We start from the raw sequence: 21,396 nt of genomic DNA, 5'->3' as shown, positions 1-21,396 counted from the left end.
ACAATGAACATAACAATCGTGGGTGGTGGTTTTGGTGGCGTCAAGGCGGCACTGGAACTCGGCAAAGACAGCGACAATCGAATTACACTTATCAGTGCGAACCACAATTTCGTCTACTATCCGTCGCTCTATAGCACGGCGACCGGGCATGACCACAAAGAATCATGGGTAGGGCTCGAATTCATATTCCGGAACTATCCAAACGTTCGTCTCAAATATGACACGATCACAAGTATAGACCCAGCAAAGAAGACACTGAAAGGCACTAAACTCTCATACCACTACACCAAGCTCATTTTGGCTCTCGGGAGTGTCACAACATACTTCGGTATCGAAGGCCTGGATCACTATGCCTACGGCATCAAATCCGAAACAGAAATTCGCACATTGCAGAAACACCTGTTTCGCCAGATGGGCGACGAAGGTGTGATCGACAAAAACTATGTGATTGTTGGCGGAGGGCCTACGGGTGTCGAGCTCGCCGGTGCACTCGGCACCTACTTGGAACGCTTGCGCGTCTTCTTCGGCCTCCGCGAGCAGAAGATTCATATCACCCTCGTAGAAGCATCACCCCGCGTATTGCCACGTATGAGCAAAGCGGCGTCCAAAGCAGCGCTGCGGCGTCTTCGTAGTCTTGGCGTCAAAGTCGAGACCAACAAAATGGTGCAGTCTGCCACCGCAGACAGCCTCATGGTGAGCGGTAAGCCAATCCAGAGTCAGACTATCATCTGGACATCTGGTGTCGCCAATGCACCATTTTTCAAGCAAAACGCACAGCATTTCACCCTTAACCCTCGCGGCAAAGTCGTTGTCGACGAGTTCATGCAGGCTCGCCCCGACATCTTCGTGATAGGGGACAACGCTGATACGCCACTGTCCGGACTCGCTCAAACAGCTGTACATGACGGTGTCTTCGTGGCACGACATATCCAACGTATGCGCTGGGGCAGCAAACCCGTTAAACACAAAACAAAAAACCTCGGCGTCGTCGTCCCAATCGGCCACAATTGGTCTATCTATGAACGCGGATCAATTCGCTTCACGGGTGCCCTGGGCGCATTTATGCGCGATGCAGCTGATATCGTAGGCCACCATGATGTACTACCAATGGGTCATGCAATCGACACGTGGCGAGCAGGTATGCGTCCACGTCTGCGTATCCCCGAAGATCTTTCAGCAGCTGATTAGACCTCCTGGGTAAACTGATGCACCTGCTGCACGATAGGTAGCAGGGCAGCGCCATGGCGTGTCAATGTATACACCGTATCACCGTTATCTTCACGGCGCGCCACGATCTTATGCTCTTCTAGCTTTTTGAGCCTGTTCGTCAGAGTGGCAGGGTTACTATCTGTCAGTGCGCGCTCTATGCCGCAAAATCGTAAATCTTCATTCTCGAGTGCCGCAATAATACGCAACGTCCAAAAATCACCGACCACACGGAGCGCTTCTTTGAACTTAGGGTCGTTTTTGAACGAATCACACATCGACATAGCCTAGGCACCTCTTGCTTTAATTTCTATAGTACTATACAATATAAAGTACTACAGTATTTATAGTAATATTTTACCATAAGGAGGAACAATGTCCAAATCACTTAGTATCATCGTCGGCAGTACCCGCACCAACCGCCTCGGTCACAGTATCGCAGAATGGGTAGGCGAACAGGCAAAAGCAGCCGGGTTCGATAGCGTCGAACTACTCGATCTCAAAGAACAAAACTTACCGAAATTTGACACACCAGTACCACCCCAGTATGCACCGGTCGACAGCGACGAAGCCCGCGCCTGGGGAGAGAAGGTTGCCAGCGCTGAGCACCTCGTCGTACTCACACCAGAGTATAATCAGAGCATCCCAGCCAGCCTCAAATCTGCCATCGACTATCTGTCGAGCGAATGGGTCGACAAGCCGACTGCTATCTTGGGCTACGGCTACATGGGCGGCGCAGCTAGCGCACGCAAGCATCTCGCCGACATCCTCGGCTTTCTCAAGACCGATCTCGTACCCGAGACAGCCGGTGTTCAGCTTGGCGAGGCGACAGTCGTTGACGGTACATTTGCCGGCAGTGGCGTCTCTGCAGACGAGGTAGCGGCTGTACAAAATGTCCTCTCGACGCTCGCGAGTAAGTAGCCCAGCGTATTCGCACGATAACCCCTGTCTATTCAGGGGTTATTTTTGTTGCTTTTTACGGGCGCTTGAGCGATAATAAGCCATAAGAAGAATCACGGTAATAGGGGGCACACATCGAAACTCCATACGTTTCCACGTTTTGGCACAGGCGCATCTGCGAGGCGTCTGGCGTGTTGGCGTTACTCATCATCGCGCTGTACATCTGGGGACAGCACCTCACTACCAATAGCTCACTTGCGAGCACACTCTATATTTCGCCAGTCACTGCCGGTCTTGCAGGAGTTGTTGCCATCGCAGCTATCGTCTGTTATTTTTGGACACCAAAAGACAAGCTGATTCCTTTTTCTGCTGGGCTCTACAGCCTGCTTGTCGTCACGACCGGACTGCTTGTCGTCCAGAGCGGGGGAGTCGGATCACCATTCGTCGCCGTATGGATGGCAGTCAGTGTATTTGCGGGATTGTATGGGCTATACGGCCTAGCTGGCATTACAGTAGCTGTCAACTTATACATTGCCTATAGCCTCTTTAGCGGTCAAATCATCCGTACCGACATTATCGTGGCAGCTATCGCCGGCAACCTGCCGATGTTCGTTAGTTACATCCTCTGGCATGGACGCGAGACGATAGAGGAAGCACACGATCAAAACATGACTAAGCTCAACAAGTCACTCGAACAAGAGTCGACCAAATCCGACGCAATTATCCAAGCCATCGGTGACGGTGTCATAGTTGTGAGTCAAACCGGCGAGGTGCTGGTGATCAACCCGGCCGCTCAGCAGATGACCGGCTGGTCGGCAGACGATGGTCTGCACCTGCACTTTGAGTCGATCCTCAAGCTTCAAAACGCCGATGGCACCCCAATCGAGAGCGGCGCCAATCCAGTGAGCCGCGTTCTCAATGTCGGTCAGCAAGTCCGCGAAAACGAATTATGCATCATCACCAAATCTGGCAAAAAAGTCTATGTCGCATTCGTCATCAGCCCGATGGGTGAAGGTGACGGCGCCATTGCAGTATTCCGTGACATTACCAAGGAACGCGACGAAGAAAAAGCCCAGGCTGAATTCATCTCCACCGCCAGCCACGAAATGCGCACACCGGTCGCCAGTATTGAGGGCTATCTGGGTCTCGCACTCAACCCCAACACGGCCACGATCGACGAAAAAGCGCGCGACTTCATCACTAAAGCGCATGCATCCGCCCAGCACCTGGGTCACTTGTTCCAGGACTTGCTAGACGTCACCAAAGCAGACGATGGCCGCCTTAAAGAAACTCCTGCGGTCATCGATGTTGTTGAGTTTACCCGAGATATCGTCGTCGGCCTCCAAGCAAAAGCCAGCGACAAGGGTCTAGAGCTTATTTATAAGCCAGATGGCTCTAAGACAACAACTGGCACCACTGTCATATCACCCGTCCTCTTCGCCCATGTCGACAAAGATCACCTCCGCGAGGTCCTCGACAACTTGGTGGAGAATGCTGTCAAATACACCCTCGAGGGCAGCGTGACGGTTGACGTGACCGCTACAGACGACTATGTACGCGTTGCCATCGCCGACAGTGGTCTTGGTATCCCCGCCGAAGATTTACCGCACTTGTTCCAAAAATTCTACCGTGTCGACAACAGTGACACCCGCGAGATCGGCGGCACTGGCCTAGGACTCTATCTCTGTCGCAAACTCATCGAGGCCATGGACGGCCGCATCTGGGTCGAGAGTGAGTACAAAAAGGGAAGTACATTCTATATCGAGATCCCTCGCATGGACCGCCTCAAAGCCACCGAGCTTATGGAGCGCGAAGCACTCGCTGCTCGACAAGCCAGTGCTCAACCAGCCAGCGACACCGCTAACGTGGCAAGCGAACTTGGCACTGTCGAGAGCGCGCCAGTTGTCACTCCAGCGCCAGCGCCAATTGCCGAAACCGCTGCGCCGACTCCGGCTGCCGCAGAAGCAGTACCCGTAGAGCTCGCACCCGCCACACCAGAGCCCGCCAGCAGCCTTGCCTCCGAGCCGATTCAGTTCGAAGACCCAGAGCCACGTCGCTTTGGAGCTGTTGCGTACGCGCCAGCACCCGCCGCTCCCACGGCTATATCAGCCCAGCCCATCGTCAGCCCAGCTGAACCAAATACTCTCGTCGCCCCAGTAGCTACGACCACAACACCACGTGCCACCCCACGCCCTGAACGAGCCAATATCCCACTTTCATCACTCGAACGCAACCCGGCACAGTACATTGCGCCACGTCCCGAACAGCCGAAATGATGATTTGTGCATAAGAAGTATGGTATTTTTGTAAAAGCATAGGTACAATGGAGACAATATGACCAAGATACTACTCGTAGAAGACGACAAAAGCCTGAGAGAAATTTATGGAGTGCGACTACTCGCCGAAGGCTACGACATCGTATCAGCAGGTGATGGCGAAGAAGCGCTGGCCATGGCTATCAAAGAACGCCCACAGCTCATCGTCAGCGATGTCATGATGCCAAAAATCAGCGGCTTTGATATGCTCGATATCCTTCGCTCTACGACTGAGACCAAGGACATCAAAGTCATCATGATGACCGCGCTCTCTAGCGAAGATCAACGCGCTCGCGGCGAGCAGCTCGGCGCTGACCGCTATCTTGTCAAATCACAGGTAGGTATCGAAGATGTAGTTCGTACCGTACATGAAGTACTGGCCGATGCGCCTGTCGCACAAAACACCTTTGCCAAACCTGCAGCACCTGCGCCTGCAGCACCTGTAGCACCCGTGCCAAGTGCACCGCAGCCAGCAGTACCAGCCACACCCGACGCCCAGCCCGCGCCAGCACAAGCAACACCTGTAGCACCGACGGCCACACCCGTGCCAAGTGCACCGACGGCCCCTGCAGCCCCAACACCACCTACCCCAGTAGCTACGCCCGCAGCTGACGCACCGACAGGAGAGCTCCCACAGCCAACTGCGCCATTCTCATCGCCTCGACCAGCTACCCTAGGCGAGCGCGTTATCCAGCCTGTTGCAAACGACACCCCGACACCAGACGACATGGCAAGTCGTATTGCTGCAGAGCTCGCGAGTGCAGGCGTGCCAACCATCGCGCCCGAGACACCCGCGCCAACAGCGTCACAGCCCCCTCAGCCACCTGTAGCCTCATAGCGGCAGATTCGCTATACTATAGGCTATGTCTCCTGATAATTCTTCCGAACGACTCAACAAGTTTTTGGCATTTCATCTCGGCGTCTCTCGTCGCAAAGCCGACGCATTGATCGCACACGGAGCCGTGACAATAGACGGCGCCCCAGCTATGCTCGGTGCACGGATTGCACCAGCACAAACAGTCATGGTCAACAATAAGCCGCTCACCAAAAAGCAGTCATATACGTATATTGCACTACACAAACCAACAGGCTATGTATGCTCGCGTCGGCGCCAAGGAGACACGCCTACTATCTACGAGCTTCTGCCCAGAGAGCTTCACCACCTCAAACCGGTAGGTCGCCTCGACGCAGACAGCTCTGGTCTCATACTGCTCACCGACGACGGCGATTTCGCTCAAGCCATGACCCACCCAAAGTACTACAAACTCAAACGCTACGAAATCATACTCAATCAAGATCTCGCACCGCTTCATCAGCAGATGATCAACGATTTTGGCGTACAACTAGAGGACGGACCAAGTAAGCTCACGCTTGAAAGAAAGTCGGAAGACTCACGACGAGCCTGGCTTGTCACCATGAGCGAAGGTCGCAATCGCCAGATACGTCGCACGTTTAGTAGCTTGGGCTATACTGTCACTCAGCTGCACCGCACTCACTTCGGTGAATATCAACTCGCCGACCTCAAGGCAGGCACTCACCAAACCGTGACCAAAAAATGATACTTACCATGTCTTAACTTCTGAATACCACTGCGACGACAGGGCATCAAGCAATCGCGGCAGCTGCTTCTGAGTAAAACTGTGGTTTTCCTGGAGACGCATATAATAGCCTTTCGAGAATGTCTCGATTTCGTGCGCCGTGCGTGGTGGACGATATCCGGCATCGGTAGCGTTCTGCACCACATCATCCATACAGCGATTCATTATGTAGGCGAGTTGTCTAGGTGACATGCGCGCAGCGCAACCAGGCATCTCTTCGCCTACATCAAGTTGGGCAGCCTCATCGTACCATGTGGCAACCTGTTGTAGTTCAGCATTATCGACACTTAATGTCTCCTTTGCACTGCTCGTCATACATATAATTATATCATCAATACTTGAAAAAATAAAGTATTTATGGTATAATGTATATACTATCGAGATCCGGTAGTCGTACAGAGACAATTTAGATTGGAGAAAGCAATGAGACGTTTCTTGCTGATCTTGCTTTGCCTTGCAGCATTGTCGTCTTGTACGGCAGTCACGCTTGGCAGCGGCACCACTGGTGCACTCGAGCGCGTTGAGCCTAAGCAGCCCTACGCGCCCGAACAGCCTCGCTCGCTCACACGCCTCACCGGCACGGCGAATAACGAGGCCTGTGCACGTTGGAGTGTATGTGGCACCGATCTAGGTATCCCATATCTGCGACGTGACGGCAGTGTAGGTATTACATTTGGTGATACATTTTCGTCGCCAACGCCCGATAGTGGTAACGGCTGGCGTTCACCTGTGATCCTGCATTCGTCGAGCGACCCAAAGCATCAGATGATTCAGTTCGACGATGCTGCAGGCATCCAAGGAGACGGCTATACACCCGAAGTGACTCACAACGGCCACAACAGCGGCGGAGAAGTCAGCGCTATACCAAATGATGTTGTAGTATTACCCGACGGTCGTCAGGTAATGTCACTCCAGAGCGTTTCAGGATGGCCACCAGGTACTTGGACCACCAATTACTCTGAGCTTGCGCTTAGCACCGATGACGGCAATAGTTTTCATCGGACCGGCGTGAGATGGGGTAGTCGCGGTGGCAGAAGTGCTACCCAGATGGTCTCCATGCAGCTCGATGGCGACTACGTCTACATGATCGGCGTCCGCGCTGGTCGTGTCGATGGTCCCATGTTCCTACGACGGGTACCCTGGCGGGATATTCTCACGCCAACTGCTTACCGCTGCTGGAATGGCACCAAGTGGACAACCACTTGCACTCGAGGCATCCTCCGTGGACGCTTCGGTGAACCGTCGCTGCGCAAACTGCAGGACGGCACATGGGTTATGGCGTATTTCGATCTCACCACTGGCGCGATCGTGACACGCTACACCGACAAGCCAACTGGTCAGTGGAGTGCACCGACAGTGCAAGTCACATACCACGAATTGGACTTTCTCTACGGCGGATTCATTCATCCGCTGTCGACGAAAAACAATCTCACCCTCATGGTGAGCAGCTGGCAGCGCCATAGTGGCGTCACGCATCGGTATGATGTCAGCCAACTGTCTGGTCTCTCCATCTATCCATCGCCCAGAAAGGAGTAAGCTCTGTGCGCACGGGCATGGCCTCGACGAAAGTCGGTGTCATGCCCGTTTTGCATTTTTACCCAAAAAAGGTATTGTATATAAATCATGATGCGGTCATTTGGACATGAATTCACAACCGCGGCAGCCAATTGGAGCGGTGACGAGTCGCTCGAAACTACCGCAGCTTTACATATACCGTACGTGGGAGCCGCAGAACACACACTTCAGGAAATCTATCAAGCAAGCGTCGACAAGCGTATAACGGATCTAAGCGATGGGCAAAAGGGCGGTATTGAGCATGGTACAAAGGTTATCATGCGCTATTTAGATCACGCCATCTCCGCTGCAGCAGAGCAGGAGGTGGAGTACTCGGATGCTATAGGTTATCTGCAGTCAGAAGCGGCCATGCTGCCCCTAGCCGATATAGCATCGCAGCCCAATGCCGTTGCGCGCCATCTAGAGGGCATGTTATGCCTAGGCCAAGATGCCACGTGTACACTTGAGGTGCCCGAAGCATATATCTACAAATGGCAAAGCGGGAGACTTTCACATCCTGGTCTCTCGTATTCCTTAGGACAATTCAGAGCAAGTTATGAAGAGCAAGAGAACAAAGATATCGACCCCGCCAAAATCTGCCGAGCTCAAAAAGCCCATCAGCTCGCACCTATCTCATTTGCACTACTCGACATCTGCATCAAAGACCCCCGTCTATTCAGCGCAACCTATGCGCAAACTGCTCATGCTCGCAAAGACTCGCTACCTCTGGTATAATTAGCATCACATGGCAAGCAAGCTCCCAACCGTAGCAATTATCGGTCAAGCGAACGTCGGCAAGAGTTCGCTTTTTAATCGTATGGTGCGTGCGCAGCAGGCAATCGTTGCCCGCGAAGCCGGGACCACGCGCGACAACGTACTTGGTAGGGTAGAGCACGATGGTTTCCAATTTTGGCTCGTCGACACCGCCGGCATGAAAGATCCCGACGACGAATTCGAAGCCAGTATCCAAGAGCAGATTGAAGAGGCGGCTGTAGCCGCAGACGTCATCCTTGTCGTCGTCGACAGCACCATGTATGTCTCAGATCATGACCGCCTGGTGGCAAAGAAAGCATTGAAGAGCAAAAAGCCAGTTATCCTCGTGCTCAACAAAACCGATCTCAAAGGCAGCCTGCCAAGCGACGAATTCAAGCGCCTTGGTATCAAGCAGATTGTCCAGACAAGCGCCGAGCACAATCGTGGCACGATCGGCCTGCTCGATACTATCGTGCAAGAAATCCCACGTCGCACCGAAGCAGAAGCCGACGACGTGTTCCGCGTCGCACTTATAGGCCGTCCAAATGTCGGTAAAAGTAATCTTTTCAACACTCTCGCCGGCAAACAGCAGGCACTCGTGGCCAACATCGCTGGCACGACACGCGACGTCAACCGAGTACAAATCAAATACAATCAACGCACTATCGAGCTTCTCGACACCGCTGGTGTGCGACGCCAGGGCAAACAAGAACGGGGGATTGAGAAGTTTAGCGTCCTACGCACTCTCCAAGCCATCGAAGAAGCTGACGTCTGCTTGCTCCTCATCGACGTCAACGAGATCGGTGTAGCACTCGACCAACGCTTGGCCGGCATCATCGCCGAAGCTGGCAAAGGCCTCATCGTCGTAGTGAGTAAATGGGACTCAGTCGAAGGCAAAGATGCGTTTACCCGTGACGCGTTGGCGCCCCAAATCAGCCGCCACCTCAAATTCGTACCCTGGGCACCACTCATCTTCACAAGCTCTGTCACCGGCCAAAACGTCACTAAAGTCTTCGACCTGGCACTTGATATCGAAACTCGCCGCGATCAAGAGACTAAGACGCGCGTGCTTAATGACTTATTGCAGAAAGCCGTCCAGGCCCACCCGCCATCAGGTCTTAAAAACACTCATCCACGCCTGCGCTATATCGTACAGACAGACACCATGCCGCCATGGTTCGTCATCCACGGTAGCAATCTCAAATTCGTTCACTGGAGCTACAAACGCTATCTCGAACGCCTCATCCGTGAGACCTATAACTACGCCGGTACACCGATCAAATTCAGCTTCATCGACGAGAAACAGGTCAAGGCAAACAAGCAGCGCATAGCCGAGGGTAAAGCTCCGGTCACTAAAGCATACAAAAAAGCCAAACAAGCTGAACTCGAGGACTAGCATGTCCGATATACGACGTGACATCATCTCCCGGCTCAAGCAGGCGGATACCTTGCGATATGCCAAACTCAAACCGGATGCCGAAATTCCCAACGATTTATATAACTACCATCTGCGCAAACTCGTGTCAGATGGCATAGTAGAGAAAACACACCAAGGCTACACACTTTCCGAGCAGGGCAGGCGCCATGTTGCTGACACCCATCATACCAGCGACCAGGGTGATCGACTATTCAAGTACAATGTCCTGCTCGTCGTAGCGCGCGAGATAGACGGGATACTCCACATTCTCAACCAACGCCGAACCGCGCAACCATCCTACGGCATCGTCGGCATTCCTGGTGGCACCATACTCAAATCAGAACCACTGCTCGAGGGAGCTGCACGCAAACTCATGCAGGAGACTGGCCTTACGGGCACATTTCGTTATATCGGCACCGAGCGGCGTATATTCTATCGAGATGCACAGCTTTTTTCTGATGTCTTGTTTCCGTTTTGCCTCTGCACCGACGCGAGCGGCGAACCAACGAGCACAGAATTTGGCGATAATTTCTGGGTGCCGATAGATGAAGCACTCGCCAACGACAGCAGACCAAACGACCATATCGACTTCATACCAAAAACTCTCGCTGCCCTGCGAGACGACACACTCGAAACGCTGCAGGGATTTTACCACGAACAAATAGCCAGGTAATATTTACTGGCAAAATCTAGTGAGTAGCGGCTCACTTTTTTCATCTGCACAAACTCGCTACGCTAGACATATGACAGAACGATTATCACTCACACAAGATGGGGTAGAGATGGTGGAATACCCATCAAATATCAAGCAGTGCGTCGCAAAAGCAGCAATTGCATGGCAAGATTTCCTAGCACAGCCAGACGACACCAAGCAACGCTATGCCGCGCTCAGCTTGCAGTCTGGCACTGGCTACGAGAAAAAAGGCGATGGCCAACGCGAAAGCAAAGATATCAAAGAAAACTTCGATGTCACTCGTGCCAGTCTCGAAGATCTGATAGCTATAAGTATGCACGACCCAGCGACAGCTCAGTTTGCCATCGCGGCGCGTGCGCTTTTTGATGAACTCGAGCAGTTTATCGCCGCACAAGGCGCACATATCGAACAGCACTACGGCACAAACGGCTTTGCTGCCGAAGCAGCTGCGAGCGCCGCTTCAGCCTTCGTACGCTTTTTGCACTATCCACCAGTGGCTGTCGGCACCGTCATCGGCGAGCCGCATGTCGATCATAGCGGCTTGACGCTGCATCTCTATGAGTCGACCGATGGCTGTGAACGCCTCGACCCATCAACACGCATGTGGCTCCCGATGCCCGTCTCCGACGATCAAGCCGTCATGTTTGCGAGCATGCAAACCCAGTTGTATAGCAAAGGAGAGATCAAAGGTCTATGCCACCAGATCATTGCGAACAATACAACCGCCAAACTTGGCCGCAACGCCATCGTCTGCTTCGTGCCACTTGTACGTACTCCACGCTACGACCGCGCAGCTTATGGCAGGCTGCAAGAGAGGACACCTGGCTTCAATTACGATATGCTCCGTACGGAATTTGCACAGTACTTCGCTGCCTAATCCGCTCCGGATTCTCGAATTGCGCGCTTTGATACCTCCTCCCTTGTGCGCTTATGCCTTGGGTTGTCATCGACATCATGACGACGCACCGTCTCTTGTCGCACCCTCACGCCCGTTACACCTAAATCGTTGATATACCCAGCTATACGTTTGCGGTGCGCCGCTTCCGCCACGATACGATCCTGTTCAGCTCTTCGCGCCTCGGCTTCTGGGTTTGATACTTCATGAGTATGCCGTGATCTTTTACCTTTTCCCATATCTTAGTTATACTACAAACACATGAAACTCATCTTCGCCCAAGGCAATCCAGGCTCAGAATTTCGCGGCACCAGACACAACGTGGGCTTCGTACTACTTGATGCGTATGCTGCAACACGCAGTGCGAGGTTTGCAGAAAAGACAAAATTTCAAGCTCTCATCGCAGAGTTTAGCGACGCAGGCGAAAAAGTCCTTCTCGTAAAACCGACCACATACTACAACGACACCGGTGCCTCTGCACGGGCATTGGTGGATTTTTACAAAATAGACACAGCAGATGTACTCGTGCTGCATGACGATCTCATGTTGCCGCTTGGCACCATTCGCACCCGCGAGCGGGGGAGCGATGCCGGCAACAACGGTATCAAATCACTCAACTCCCATCTCGGCCAAGACTACAAACGAGCACGCGTCGGCATCTGGACCGAGCATGCCGAGCGCATGGACGCCACGGCGTTTGTGCTTGGTAAATTTACCCCGAATGAACAAAAAATCCTGACAGATATCCAGCCGACTGCCATACAAATCATCGATGACTGTATCATGAACAAATTTCACTCGACTAGCTACACATAGTTCATACCGCAAAACTTTGTGTTTTTGCAACATTTTTGCAGAAAATGGTTCACGCCTATACAGTATTAGATACCGATGATAATGTATGAGTCTTTTCAAAGTTTCTGGGAGCGCTATTCCGCAGAAAACATCAATAGACATGGATTTCGAGATTGGTCAGTCGTAAATATTAGCCACACAAGCGACAAAGATTACTCCATCCAGCAACAGCAGGGCCTCGATAAGCTTGGCTTTCAGCCACTCGTAGTGACAGAGGCTCATCCGTTTTCGCGCCAAACTCGCCAAAGTCTTGTCAAACACGTGCCCGATCAGGCTGCACGCTCTTTCATTGCGCACTGTCGCAATCAATTCTACGATGAGTTTTCGCGGCGGGCAGGGAGCTTTTGTCCAGATACGTTCAAGGCATTTGCAGAGTACGACAGCTGGGATGCCTTCTACAACACCTGGCTCGAACGAGATGGTAAGCCCGTTTTTCACCGCAACATTCCGCTACTTGTCGACCATACACCACAGGTCGAGTATTGGATGCGGACGCAAACCGGCCAAGAAAATTTGCCGTATCAACGCCTACTTATCACCACATATTTTGTCGCAGAAAATCGCTTTTTTGACTTTTTCATCAAACACGTCACCGATGAGCAAGCACAGCGAATCAACCTCATGACCCAAAGTCGTATCGGAATACACCTCGACTTACTCTACGCGGACAATCCCATCTATGCATGAACACACACCCGCGACACTAGAGCAGGAGCCACACACACATGATGAGTTCGAGCGCCCCAACCCTCATGTCCACGACCTTGAGTTGCCGGGCCCTGAGCACGCAATTGCCCACGGAGAGTTGGGACATGTCTGCACAGCAGAGTGTGAGCATACACAGCAAGTTCCGATAAATTTGCCGAAGATCTGTTCAATACACACAGCCACGACCACCCTGCCGCTCATGGCGAGATAGGACATATCTGTGATGCGAACTGCGAGCACACGCAGGCTCAAGCCGACAAGCTTGCAGAAGATTTGTTTGACACCAAAACCGCCCACCATGCCCCCCACGGAGAGTTGGGACATGTCTGCACAGCAGAGTGTGAGCATACACAGCAAAGCTCAGACAAGCTTGCAGAGGAGTTATTTGGCAAACATGAGCATACACACGAGAGCCCAGCTCATGGCGAGATAGGACATATCTGTGATGCGAACTGCGAGCACACGCAGGCTCAAGCCGACAAGCTTGCAGAAGATTTGTTTGACACCAGTCCCAGTGAGTCGCCGCAAAAAGAGACTTTCGAAAGCGACGACATCGAAGACAATGACTCTGCTGCCCATACTCATACAGATGCCCCTACCCACGCACATGCCGCCGAAGTCGACACCCGCACGCGTCACGATGTTGACGCACAGGCTGTCGATGCCGCCAGGGGAAACGCTAGTAAGCATACATCCGACACACCACACGACACCGCGACATCGAACACCCCGACCACCGCCATGCGCCCGGAGGCTGCAACACATGCACTCGACACCTTCCCTGCAGGCAACAAGTCAATGATACCGCAAGTGCAAGAAATTCCAGTCGAAACCACTCGTATACAGCACGCACCTGAGGAGGAGCTGCCGGCGCCGCCACAAGGCACGCATCCACCCGAAAGCATCGGTCTCGCATACGACCCAGTGTTGGACGCAACCCACCATGACGATAGGGAAGACGAGTTTCCTGCACCCATCCTCCTCGAGTCGGCTACGGCACATAGCCCCGTGGCCTTCCCGGAATACACGCTCGAACAGGTGCTCCAGTTACACACAGAAATCGATACAGCCACCGAGACAGAAATCGAGTCATCGTTCACCGCAGAAGAGTGGGATGCTGCCTTGTACGGAAATCTCGACGGGGAGTATGTTGCAGCGACAGTCCAAACCCATGACACTCAGTCGGATGGAGAAGTTGATGAGACATTCTCCGCGAGTGGCGTGCATGATTTCCTTGAGGCATCACCGAGAGATGCCCTGAATCACCCAGCGGTCGAACCGTTGAGCGTACTGGCACCCAGCGTCGCTCCCGAGCTGACATTCGACGCCATAGACACCGAAGCACGCCAGGAGGCGCGTATGACCATAGACTCCCTACTTGAATACGCGGAATCTCCCGGGCAAGATCTCCCCCCACTGACAGCTTCATCGCTACAACACTCGGTCTATGAGATCGCCGACAAGCTTGACATCAGTCCAGAGCAACTCTGTATCGCGCTTGAGCTGGAGAAAGAAACCGACAACGACACCTCCAGCGACAATGAGATTGAACTTACCGATCTGCAGTACAAAATCCTGATTGCCCTCAAAGATACTATCAGTATCGAGGAGAGTGCAGAATTTTCACTTGCAGCAACGGTAGTCAACACGACAGATACGCCCGAATCGATCTTTCAGGCGTTAAGTCGGCTTGCGCTCAATACATTTTTGCCCTCCATGAGCTAGCGGGCGTAGTGCAGTAGATTACCAACTGACCTTCGAAGCGCGCCCTGCAATGATATACTCAATAAGCTATCTGCCGCTTCATGGTGTAGACGTTTTTCGATGATTACCAGACCGCTTTCACGCACAGCCAAACGGCCCGCAAACTTACCAAAAGCACCCGCTGCATCAAAATCATGATGTTCACTGGTGATTATACCCGCTAGCTGATGTTGATCAAAGATAGTGCCATAGCTGTCTTGCAACTCATCAAAAAATCCAGTTAATCCAGCCTGCGTAAAACGTTCCGCCTGTGCGCCCGTTGTATTTTGAACTACTGCATCACTAATCTGAATATGTGCGAATGAATGTTTCAAATCACCTTCATAGTTCACCGTACTGCTCCTTTCTCTTATAATCATCTGATAATACGGCATAAGTTAGTAATTTTGCAAAAATATCGCATTTAAAATTATAAATGCAATTCTGTCGCAATTTATGCTATAATCGTAATGTATGAATGCAGACTTCGAATCAATCCTTCGAGACGCAGGACAAAGTATCACCAAGCCGCGTCAGGCCGTGTTCGAGACACTCAAAACCACTGACGAACCACTCAAAAATGGTGAAATAGCCAAACGCACACCCAATATCGACAGAGCCAGTGTCTATCGATCACTGGAGCTTTTCACAAAACTTGGCATCACCACGACGACTATCCGAGGCTGGACACCTTTTACAGAACTTGCCGAACCATTCAAACCACATCACCACCATATGATCTGTGAGCAATGCGGCAGAGTAGAGGAAATAGCCAACGACACACTCGAAGACGTGTTAACACTTGTCGCCAATAGGCATGAATTCACATTGAAAAGCCACACCGTCGAGCTAAGCGGTATCTGCAAAAATTGTCGCGCTGACCTCCCACAGCCTACAGCGTCATAACTATGACAGCATAGGTTGGGGGAGGCGGAAGGAAATCCGGACTCCACCCGACAACAGCACACGCAGCCTCACGGCCACAATATGACGCACATCACAAAAGCAACGCTGCCAACTACGGCGATCGCGAGCACGACCGGTAGCAGCCAGGTACGTCGTGCGTAGTACTCCTCAAGGGCGCTATCGCCCTTGCAGGCCACCAGTGGCAACCTGAGGAGTACGGACAACGCTGCATACAGCCGGCGAACAATCGAGTTGCCCTGCTTGCGCTCGTACTTTCGCTCCTGCACCGGAAAATCATGCGTGTCGTGACTGACCCGCAGAGAGTCGCGGCCACGATATCCGTAGCCCGCCACACCAGAGTCCTCCAACCAAGGAGAGAGCTTGTTATCCATGGAACTTCCTTCCGCCAGGCTCACGTGGAGTGAGCGCAGTATGAACAGACAAATCAAACGATTCGTCATAAGTTTATTATATCATACTTAAGCTTTTTTAGCAACAGCATAATGATCCATGCGTCGCTTCTCGAGGATGCTCGATACAATAGCCGTCACCACAAACACAAGACCTAAGCCGCCAATGAGCCATTCTGGTAGTTCCGCCCCATAGAGCTTGATCATCATCACCGTACCAAGTGCCAATATCGCCCAGTGGGCTCCGTGCTCGAGGTAACGATATTTAGCCAAAGTGCCGGCACGCAGCAGATATACCGTCATAGAGCGCACCCAGATAGCACCTGCGCCAAGGCCACAAATAATTAGCAAGATGCTCGAGGTAATCGCGAATGCGCCGATGACGCCGTCGAAGCTAAATGATGCGTCAAGCACCTCTAGATACATGAAGCTCGCAAACGCCGCCATACCCGTCTTCACTTTGACACTATGGCCCTTAGCCTTGGCGGCCTCATGTTGCTCGTGACTCGCAAAAAACGACTCCAGTAGCCCCAGTGCCAGATGGAGCAATATGCCTAATACGCTCGATACAAGCACAATATTGCGATACTCTTCGCCGACAGTGAAATAGAGCGCAGCCGCGAGTAGTAGCATCAAGAAGACGCGCATATTGTCGTACTGTCCAGCCTTGGCTAGCCACGGCTCAATCTTCTTGAGCCAGTGCACATCCTTGTCTCGGTCAAGGAAGTAACTGAGTGCGACCATTAGCAAGAACGCGCCGCCAAACGCATCGATCATTGGCGCAGCATGATGCAACACTTTGCCATATTCCTCGGCGTTACTCATCGCCAGGTTCACTACTTCCATGAAACCTAGACCGCTTGCTAGCTGAACAATGAAGATAGGCAGCAGGAATCGCACCACAAACACCGCGATGAAGATGCCCACTGTGAGAAAAATCATCTGCCAAAACTTCGACATCGTGGCTAGTACCTTGCTGTTCACCACGGCATTGTCAAAGCTCAGTGTCACTTCAAGCACCACCAAGATAGTAAAAATCCACAACGCCTGCACCCAGTTGTCAGAGAAGTACCCCACGACACCAGCCAACACCAGTGTCAGTAAGCCAGAAAACCAAAAGATACGGAGTGGGTGGGCGTCAGACATAATTCTATTACACACTATAGCCTAAGTTGCACCAAAAGGCGACTATGCTACAATGCTAGGCATTGCTCACACCAATAGAGCAATACGATCATCGACAGAGAGGAAATCATGAGTCTCGCTACTTGGCCGCGCCGTATGGCGAACACGGCCAGCTATACCAAACCGAGCTATAGGCGCGCTGGTATTGCGCTTGAAACGCTTGCCCAGGTTCTACCTAAGGTATGTGCCGAGGGTGCAGTAGAGCAGCTCAAGTATATGCCTGTTGGCGGCGGTGAGTTCGTCGAAGCACAAGCCATCGCACTCGACAGAGTTACAGGCGAGATGCGCAACTTCGCGTTCTACTTAGACACGGAGCGCCAAGCAATCGTGGCACGTCCCATGTCTGATCGCCTGGGCTTCAGCGATCCGCTCCAGGTGGACTTGAGTGCCAAAAGCCTCCGCCTGGCAAACTATGAAACACGGCGCAAGCTGCGCGTACTGGCTCGCGAGCTGCGTCATGCGGCGACTCAATGGTGAACCTACGTCTGATCCACCATGCCCGCCGGCCACTAGGTCGGCGGGTGAGTCATTTCTGCTCATGCTTGACAAAAATCACTATTTAAGTTACTATACCATAGTTTTGTAGAGAGACAGTAGAGACATCAACCGTCACCCGTCACTCTCAGGACGAGTTTGACGAGATATCCGAGAGGAAGCACATGACCGCTCCAGTCAAGACCAGTCGGGAAGAACTCCTGGAGCTCCTGGTTGCTCGCAGCCAGGAGCTCAACACACTCAACCCAATCAAGCGACTTCGACTCGGCACAACGCGGAAACTCGTAGAGTTTCCGCGGATCCTCGAATCGAGCGGGGAACGCCTCGAACAGGGGGTCTTCTGGCCAACACGCCTCAAGCGTATCGGTCAGACGGCATTCTCTTACACGCCACGAGGTGAGCTCGTGGTGTCGAAGAGGGCACTCGATGGCAGCGCTCACAGCACGAGCGTCAGCGTGTACAGCATCTCCCCATGGGAAGTGGCATACCTGCTCGCCGCGCTCTAGTTCACCGTCAAACTCGCCCCGCCACTCATACTAGAGTGGCGGGGCAGTTCGCTTTTTATGGCCAAATATTCAACCAAACAAAAAACCGGATTGACTCCGGTTTTTTGTTTGCAACTAAAGGGAAAAGCCCAGCCGGACAAAATGTATTCCATTTTGCCCGCGCGATAGGAAGAACCGTAGGTTTGTCCTATATATTCCCAACAAAAAAGCGCCAGGTAAGGGTGGGCATCACCTGGCGCCGTTTCACCCTTCAACCCACCCGGGCATCCCAGCAGCGAAGCGTCAGCACCAAAACTCCATAAGGTGTGCGCCTGACCAAGAGGTCAATACTTAATATTCGCTAACAAGAGGTCCGCCTTTGAAATAAAGGGCAGTTAAAGGGGTTAGTATGCATGCAATGCGGATCTATATCGGCAATTTTGCTGAAATAGAGTTCAAAAAGCGGAGGGTAGATTACTTAGAGAACACATTGCACACAACCTAACATAAGTTAGAATAGGGGGTATAAGGTTCGTTTGAATGACCTCGCAGATCAATCAATCGTTACTCATATTAGCATTTATATTTCATTATGTCAACACTTTTCACATATAAACTATGAAAATCAACAAAATTTCTCCAGATGAAAATGCTTATACAAAAATTCTTACCTCTGTAATTCCACAGCCACAAGCGTTATACTATATCGGAACATTACCATACGAACGTCAACCTACGGTGACGATTGTCGGCACTCGTAAGCCTACAAAGTACGGAGAAGAGGTAACCTACAAGCTTACCTACGAGCTGGCAAAAAGAGGTGTCACTATCGTCAGCGGACTGGCGCTAGGAGTAGATGGTATCGCACACCGGGCCGCACTCGACGCTGGCGGCACCACGCTCGCAGTCCTGGCGAATGGCCTGTCACAGATCACGCCGCGCACTCACAGGCAGCTTGCGCTTGACATACTCGCGAGCGGCGGTGCCATCCTGAGCGAATACGAACCAGATATGCCACCCATGCAACACCGGTTTCTCGAGCGAAACCGCATTGTGAGCGGGCTTGGTGACGGAGTGTTGATTACGGAGGCAGCCGCTCGCAGCGGCACGCTCTCTACAGCAGCCAGGGCGCTAGAACAGGGCAAAGAAGTCTTTGTGGTGCCGGGTAATATTACAAGCCCATTAAGTACTGGCTGCAACCAATTACTCCGTCAGGGCGCCACACCGGTTACTTGTGCAGGGGATATCCTAGAAAGTATTATGCCAGGCAATTCTGATAATCAGATTAAGATACTACTAGGTGACAATGAAGCCCAAAATACAATCATACAGCTTCTACAAACTGGCCTACGCGACGGCGACGAGCTCCAGCGTGCGAGTGGGCTCGACGCCAGCAAGTTTTCTACTGAGCTGACAATGCTCGAGATCAATGGGGTATTACGTGCGTTGGGAGCGAATCAGTGGACATTGAGATAGCAACATAGCATACGCTGTGTCATTCCGGATCAAGTTCGAAATAACATGCGATGACAATTCTGCCTTTTGATCTTTCAGCTATTGACTTTTAAAATATTTATGCTAATGTATACATGGCTATCATTCCCACTCAACCGAGTCGGGATTTCCTACACAGAAAGGGGATAGCCTTGAGTACAGACACCAGCCCGAGCCCGAAGACCAACAGCCCCTACCCGCAGCCGATGCTCAAGCAGGGCAACGGACGGAAGCGAAAAATCGTCAGATCTCTCGTAGGGCTCCTTGCCCTGATTGCTCTGACGGCAATCGGAATCTTCACATGGAAGCAGTTGGACTCCAACGAGTCGTCCGGCACCACTGTCACCGTTCGCATGCAGACTTCCCAGCAGGTCGTCGACAGCGTACGAACCGGAAATAAGTGCGTTAGTGCCGAGAATGTCACCATACCCGGACCCGACGATGCCCCACGCGCCTACGGAGACTCGACTCTGTCGAGTCAGTGGGACGACGGTCGACTGACCGTGACTGTCTCCGGCGGGGCGCAGAAGCGCGTCTCAGCGTTCTTCGTCGGCGACAACACGGCCGTTCTAAGTGGCATGGACCAGGTTCAGGAGAAGTTCGTTCTGAACTCCGACGCCTTCGATGATCCCATCACCAAGGGGACCGTGTCGATGTGCATCGGACCCGTGTCGTAGATGGCACCACATGTGCCCAAGTGAGCACATGGCACAACGCCAAGAATTCACCCAGAGGAATCTCCTCTAAAAGGGCGTCGCCACCGTGCGGCGCCCTAAAAACATACCCAAGCCTTTTCAACCAACTGCCATCTGGCATATACTAGTTTCAACCGTCGGAAAGTCTCCGACACCTCCCGACGGATGTTCGGAAGATTCTGTAAAAAGGAGTCGCCATGACGCTCTACAGCATCACTTCGCCGGCACGGCGGTTCTACGACATATGCCGGATACGGCCAGACGGAGTAAATCTGCTCGAAGGTGCAGGCTACGATGATCAGGACCTGGAATCTCTTGTTATCACAAATGAGCCAGGTGCCTCGATTACAGCTCTACCACGAACCCGTGGGATCGTGGTAGAGCTGCCACGCACCGGCGAACATCTTGCACTTGCACTGTCTCTTGAAACTGCTTTTGCCGATGCCCGCAAGTTCTACGCTGGCGGCTTCTCCGAGCTAATTCCTGCATGAGTCTACCGAACAATCATGCCGCGCTTCTTGTGATAAAGAAGCGCGGCGGACTCATGTTTGACTTATTATAATTTTTATGATAAAATAAAATTGTGGGTAACATTAACATGAGACGGCTACGAGCTGTCATTCTTTTTTTGATGACGTGCGTGGCCGTCATCAGCGTTTCAGCCTGTGGCTCAGATGAGCCGGTGCAAGCCGATACAGCAGTGCCGAGTTCGACATGGCAGCAGAAAGACCAAGGCACTGAGCGTGATGCGCGTGGTCTCAGCGACTGCAAGAACAAGATCACCGCCATTAGCCTCAGTCGCAATGAGAAGAATTCGGCCGTCAGTGCAACCGGTTGGGGCACAAGCGAACTGCGGCTGGAGTTCGACGAGGCAATGAGCATCGTCAACGTCATCGCCGGAGACGCCAACGGAACTCAAGGCAATCTCGGACGATCACTCGATCCGAGTGCTATGGAAGTCGTCGGCCTGAAGGTCGATGAATTCAGCCAGAACGGCTTGATCGGTACCGCCCCGGAGACCTTCTCCTGGATCCGACTCTGCCAGTAACCACATCCACGGGGTACTCCCTCCATGAAGGCCAATCGGT

The 21,396-nt window shown here is 52.4% G+C and carries 26 protein-coding genes; 20 read left to right on the top strand and 6 right to left on the bottom strand.

Features of this window, described 5'->3' with window-relative positions:
• Positions 1 to 3: 3 nt before the first annotated feature.
• Positions 4 to 1,188, top strand: coding sequence for an NAD(P)/FAD-dependent oxidoreductase (locus GII36_RS02020; protein ID WP_260764067.1), 1,185 nt, complete (start codon positions 4 to 6; stop codon positions 1,186 to 1,188).
• On the opposite strand, the gene GII36_RS02015 is transcribed toward GII36_RS02020, so the two are convergent.
• Positions 1,185 to 1,490, bottom strand: a complete 306-nt coding sequence (locus GII36_RS02015; RefSeq protein WP_260764065.1) for a winged helix-turn-helix transcriptional regulator — start codon at positions 1,488 to 1,490, stop codon at positions 1,185 to 1,187. The genes GII36_RS02020 and GII36_RS02015 overlap by 4 nt on opposite strands.
• A 91-nt stretch (positions 1,491 to 1,581) precedes the next feature.
• Between GII36_RS02015 and GII36_RS02010 the strand changes: the two genes are divergently transcribed.
• The 4 genes from GII36_RS02010 to GII36_RS01995 all read left to right on the top strand — a co-directional run bounded on the left by GII36_RS02010 (position 1,582) and on the right by GII36_RS01995 (position 5,980).
• Positions 1,582 to 2,127 (top strand): NADPH-dependent FMN reductase, encoded by a 546-nt coding sequence (locus GII36_RS02010; RefSeq protein ID WP_260764063.1) that lies wholly within the window; start codon positions 1,582 to 1,584, stop codon positions 2,125 to 2,127.
• Between the two features lie 170 nt (positions 2,128 to 2,297).
• A complete protein-coding gene (locus GII36_RS02005) occupies positions 2,298 to 4,382 on the top strand; it encodes a sensor histidine kinase (protein ID WP_260764061.1) in 2,085 nt (694 codons plus the stop codon).
• A gap of 58 nt (positions 4,383 to 4,440) precedes the next feature.
• Entirely contained in the window at positions 4,441 to 5,259 is an 819-nt protein-coding gene (locus GII36_RS02000) for a response regulator transcription factor (protein WP_260764058.1), read from the top strand.
• 25 nt (positions 5,260 to 5,284) lie between these two features.
• Positions 5,285 to 5,980 carry a pseudouridine synthase gene (locus GII36_RS01995; protein ID WP_260764056.1) on the top strand — a complete coding sequence of 232 codons (696 nt, stop codon included), beginning with the start codon at positions 5,285 to 5,287 and terminating at the stop codon, positions 5,978 to 5,980.
• Positions 5,981 to 5,983: 3 nt separating this feature from the next.
• On the opposite strand, the gene GII36_RS01990 is transcribed toward GII36_RS01995, so the two are convergent.
• Positions 5,984 to 6,334, bottom strand: coding sequence for a hypothetical protein (locus GII36_RS01990; protein WP_260764054.1), 351 nt, complete (start codon positions 6,332 to 6,334; stop codon positions 5,984 to 5,986).
• A 108-nt stretch (positions 6,335 to 6,442) separates the two neighbouring features.
• On the opposite strand from GII36_RS01990, the gene GII36_RS01985 reads away from it, so the two are divergent.
• The 5 genes from GII36_RS01985 (at position 6,443) to GII36_RS01965 (ending at position 11,314) form a co-directional block, all read left to right on the top strand.
• Positions 6,443 to 7,555 (top strand): glycoside hydrolase family 183 protein, encoded by a 1,113-nt coding sequence (locus GII36_RS01985; protein ID WP_260764053.1) that lies wholly within the window; start codon positions 6,443 to 6,445, stop codon positions 7,553 to 7,555.
• 87 nt (positions 7,556 to 7,642) lie between these two features.
• Positions 7,643 to 8,308 carry a hypothetical protein gene (locus GII36_RS01980; RefSeq protein WP_260764051.1) on the top strand — a complete coding sequence of 222 codons (666 nt, stop codon included), beginning with the start codon at positions 7,643 to 7,645 and terminating at the stop codon, positions 8,306 to 8,308.
• A 10-nt stretch (positions 8,309 to 8,318) separates the two neighbouring features.
• A complete protein-coding gene (der, locus tag GII36_RS01975; protein WP_260764049.1) occupies positions 8,319 to 9,722 on the top strand; it encodes a ribosome biogenesis GTPase Der in 1,404 nt (467 codons plus the stop codon).
• A gap of 1 nt (position 9,723) precedes the next feature.
• The gene (locus tag GII36_RS01970; protein ID WP_260764047.1) at positions 9,724 to 10,416 is read left to right on the top strand and encodes an NUDIX hydrolase; all 693 of its coding nucleotides are present in this window, start codon (positions 9,724 to 9,726) and stop codon (positions 10,414 to 10,416) included.
• Positions 10,417 to 10,486: 70 nt separating this feature from the next.
• The gene (locus GII36_RS01965) at positions 10,487 to 11,314 is read left to right on the top strand and encodes a hypothetical protein (protein ID WP_260764045.1); all 828 of its coding nucleotides are present in this window, start codon (positions 10,487 to 10,489) and stop codon (positions 11,312 to 11,314) included.
• Here the strand turns inward: GII36_RS01965 and GII36_RS01960 are convergent.
• Positions 11,311 to 11,571 carry a hypothetical protein gene (locus tag GII36_RS01960; RefSeq protein ID WP_260764044.1) on the bottom strand — a complete coding sequence of 87 codons (261 nt, stop codon included), beginning with the start codon at positions 11,569 to 11,571 and terminating at the stop codon, positions 11,311 to 11,313. The two genes, GII36_RS01965 and GII36_RS01960, sit on opposite strands and share 4 nt — an antisense overlap.
• Before the next feature lie 22 nt (positions 11,572 to 11,593).
• Here GII36_RS01960 and pth point away from each other — a divergent pair, with 22 nt between their 5' ends.
• The 3 genes from pth (at position 11,594) to GII36_RS01945 (ending at position 14,620) form a co-directional block, all read left to right on the top strand.
• On the top strand, positions 11,594 to 12,148 hold the full coding sequence (pth, locus tag GII36_RS01955) for an aminoacyl-tRNA hydrolase (RefSeq protein ID WP_260764042.1): 555 nt from the start codon (positions 11,594 to 11,596) through the stop codon (positions 12,146 to 12,148).
• Between the two features lie 75 nt (positions 12,149 to 12,223).
• On the top strand, positions 12,224 to 12,874 hold the full coding sequence (locus tag GII36_RS01950) for a hypothetical protein (protein ID WP_260764039.1): 651 nt from the start codon (positions 12,224 to 12,226) through the stop codon (positions 12,872 to 12,874).
• A 294-nt stretch (positions 12,875 to 13,168) separates the two neighbouring features.
• Positions 13,169 to 14,620: a hypothetical protein gene (locus tag GII36_RS01945; protein ID WP_260764036.1), complete on the top strand. Its 1,452-nt coding sequence runs from the start codon at positions 13,169 to 13,171 to the stop codon at positions 14,618 to 14,620.
• Here GII36_RS01945 and GII36_RS01940 read toward each other — a convergent pair.
• Entirely contained in the window at positions 14,617 to 14,973 is a 357-nt protein-coding gene (locus tag GII36_RS01940; RefSeq protein ID WP_260764035.1) for a hypothetical protein, read from the bottom strand. The genes GII36_RS01945 and GII36_RS01940 overlap by 4 nt on opposite strands.
• A 139-nt stretch (positions 14,974 to 15,112) precedes the next feature.
• Here GII36_RS01940 and GII36_RS01935 point away from each other — a divergent pair, with 139 nt between their 5' ends.
• Positions 15,113 to 15,544 carry a Fur family transcriptional regulator gene (locus tag GII36_RS01935; protein WP_260764033.1) on the top strand — a complete coding sequence of 144 codons (432 nt, stop codon included), beginning with the start codon at positions 15,113 to 15,115 and terminating at the stop codon, positions 15,542 to 15,544.
• A gap of 68 nt (positions 15,545 to 15,612) precedes the next feature.
• On the opposite strand, the gene GII36_RS01930 is transcribed toward GII36_RS01935, so the two are convergent.
• Both GII36_RS01930 and GII36_RS01925 read right to left on the bottom strand, forming a co-directional pair.
• The gene (locus GII36_RS01930) at positions 15,613 to 15,993 is read right to left on the bottom strand and encodes a hypothetical protein (RefSeq protein ID WP_260764032.1); all 381 of its coding nucleotides are present in this window, start codon (positions 15,991 to 15,993) and stop codon (positions 15,613 to 15,615) included.
• A 30-nt stretch (positions 15,994 to 16,023) separates the two neighbouring features.
• On the bottom strand, positions 16,024 to 17,100 hold the full coding sequence (locus GII36_RS01925) for a DUF475 domain-containing protein (protein ID WP_260764031.1): 1,077 nt from the start codon (positions 17,098 to 17,100) through the stop codon (positions 16,024 to 16,026).
• A 108-nt stretch (positions 17,101 to 17,208) separates the two neighbouring features.
• Here GII36_RS01925 and GII36_RS01920 point away from each other — a divergent pair, with 108 nt between their 5' ends.
• From GII36_RS01920 to GII36_RS01895, 6 genes are all read left to right on the top strand, one after another.
• Positions 17,209 to 17,616: a hypothetical protein gene (locus GII36_RS01920; RefSeq protein ID WP_260764030.1), complete on the top strand. Its 408-nt coding sequence runs from the start codon at positions 17,209 to 17,211 to the stop codon at positions 17,614 to 17,616.
• 182 nt (positions 17,617 to 17,798) lie between these two features.
• Positions 17,799 to 18,140: a hypothetical protein gene (locus GII36_RS01915; RefSeq protein WP_260764029.1), complete on the top strand. Its 342-nt coding sequence runs from the start codon at positions 17,799 to 17,801 to the stop codon at positions 18,138 to 18,140.
• Positions 18,141 to 18,737: 597 nt separating this feature from the next.
• Positions 18,738 to 19,595: a DNA-processing protein DprA gene (gene dprA / locus GII36_RS01910; protein ID WP_260764028.1), complete on the top strand. Its 858-nt coding sequence runs from the start codon at positions 18,738 to 18,740 to the stop codon at positions 19,593 to 19,595.
• Between the two features lie 113 nt (positions 19,596 to 19,708).
• Positions 19,709 to 20,290, top strand: a complete 582-nt coding sequence (locus GII36_RS01905) for a hypothetical protein (protein ID WP_260764027.1) — start codon at positions 19,709 to 19,711, stop codon at positions 20,288 to 20,290.
• Between the two features lie 215 nt (positions 20,291 to 20,505).
• Positions 20,506 to 20,799: a hypothetical protein gene (locus GII36_RS01900; RefSeq protein ID WP_260764026.1), complete on the top strand. Its 294-nt coding sequence runs from the start codon at positions 20,506 to 20,508 to the stop codon at positions 20,797 to 20,799.
• Between the two features lie 107 nt (positions 20,800 to 20,906).
• Complete coding sequence (locus GII36_RS01895) at positions 20,907 to 21,356, top strand: hypothetical protein (RefSeq protein ID WP_260764024.1); 450 nt, start codon at positions 20,907 to 20,909, stop codon at positions 21,354 to 21,356.
• Positions 21,357 to 21,396: the final 40 nt, after the last annotated feature.

Source organism: Candidatus Mycosynbacter amalyticus, assembly GCF_025273655.1.
Lineage (GTDB): Bacteria > Patescibacteriota > Saccharimonadia > Saccharimonadales > Saccharimonadaceae > Mycosynbacter > Mycosynbacter amalyticus.
This window is presented reverse-complemented; position numbering and strand designations above follow the sequence as displayed.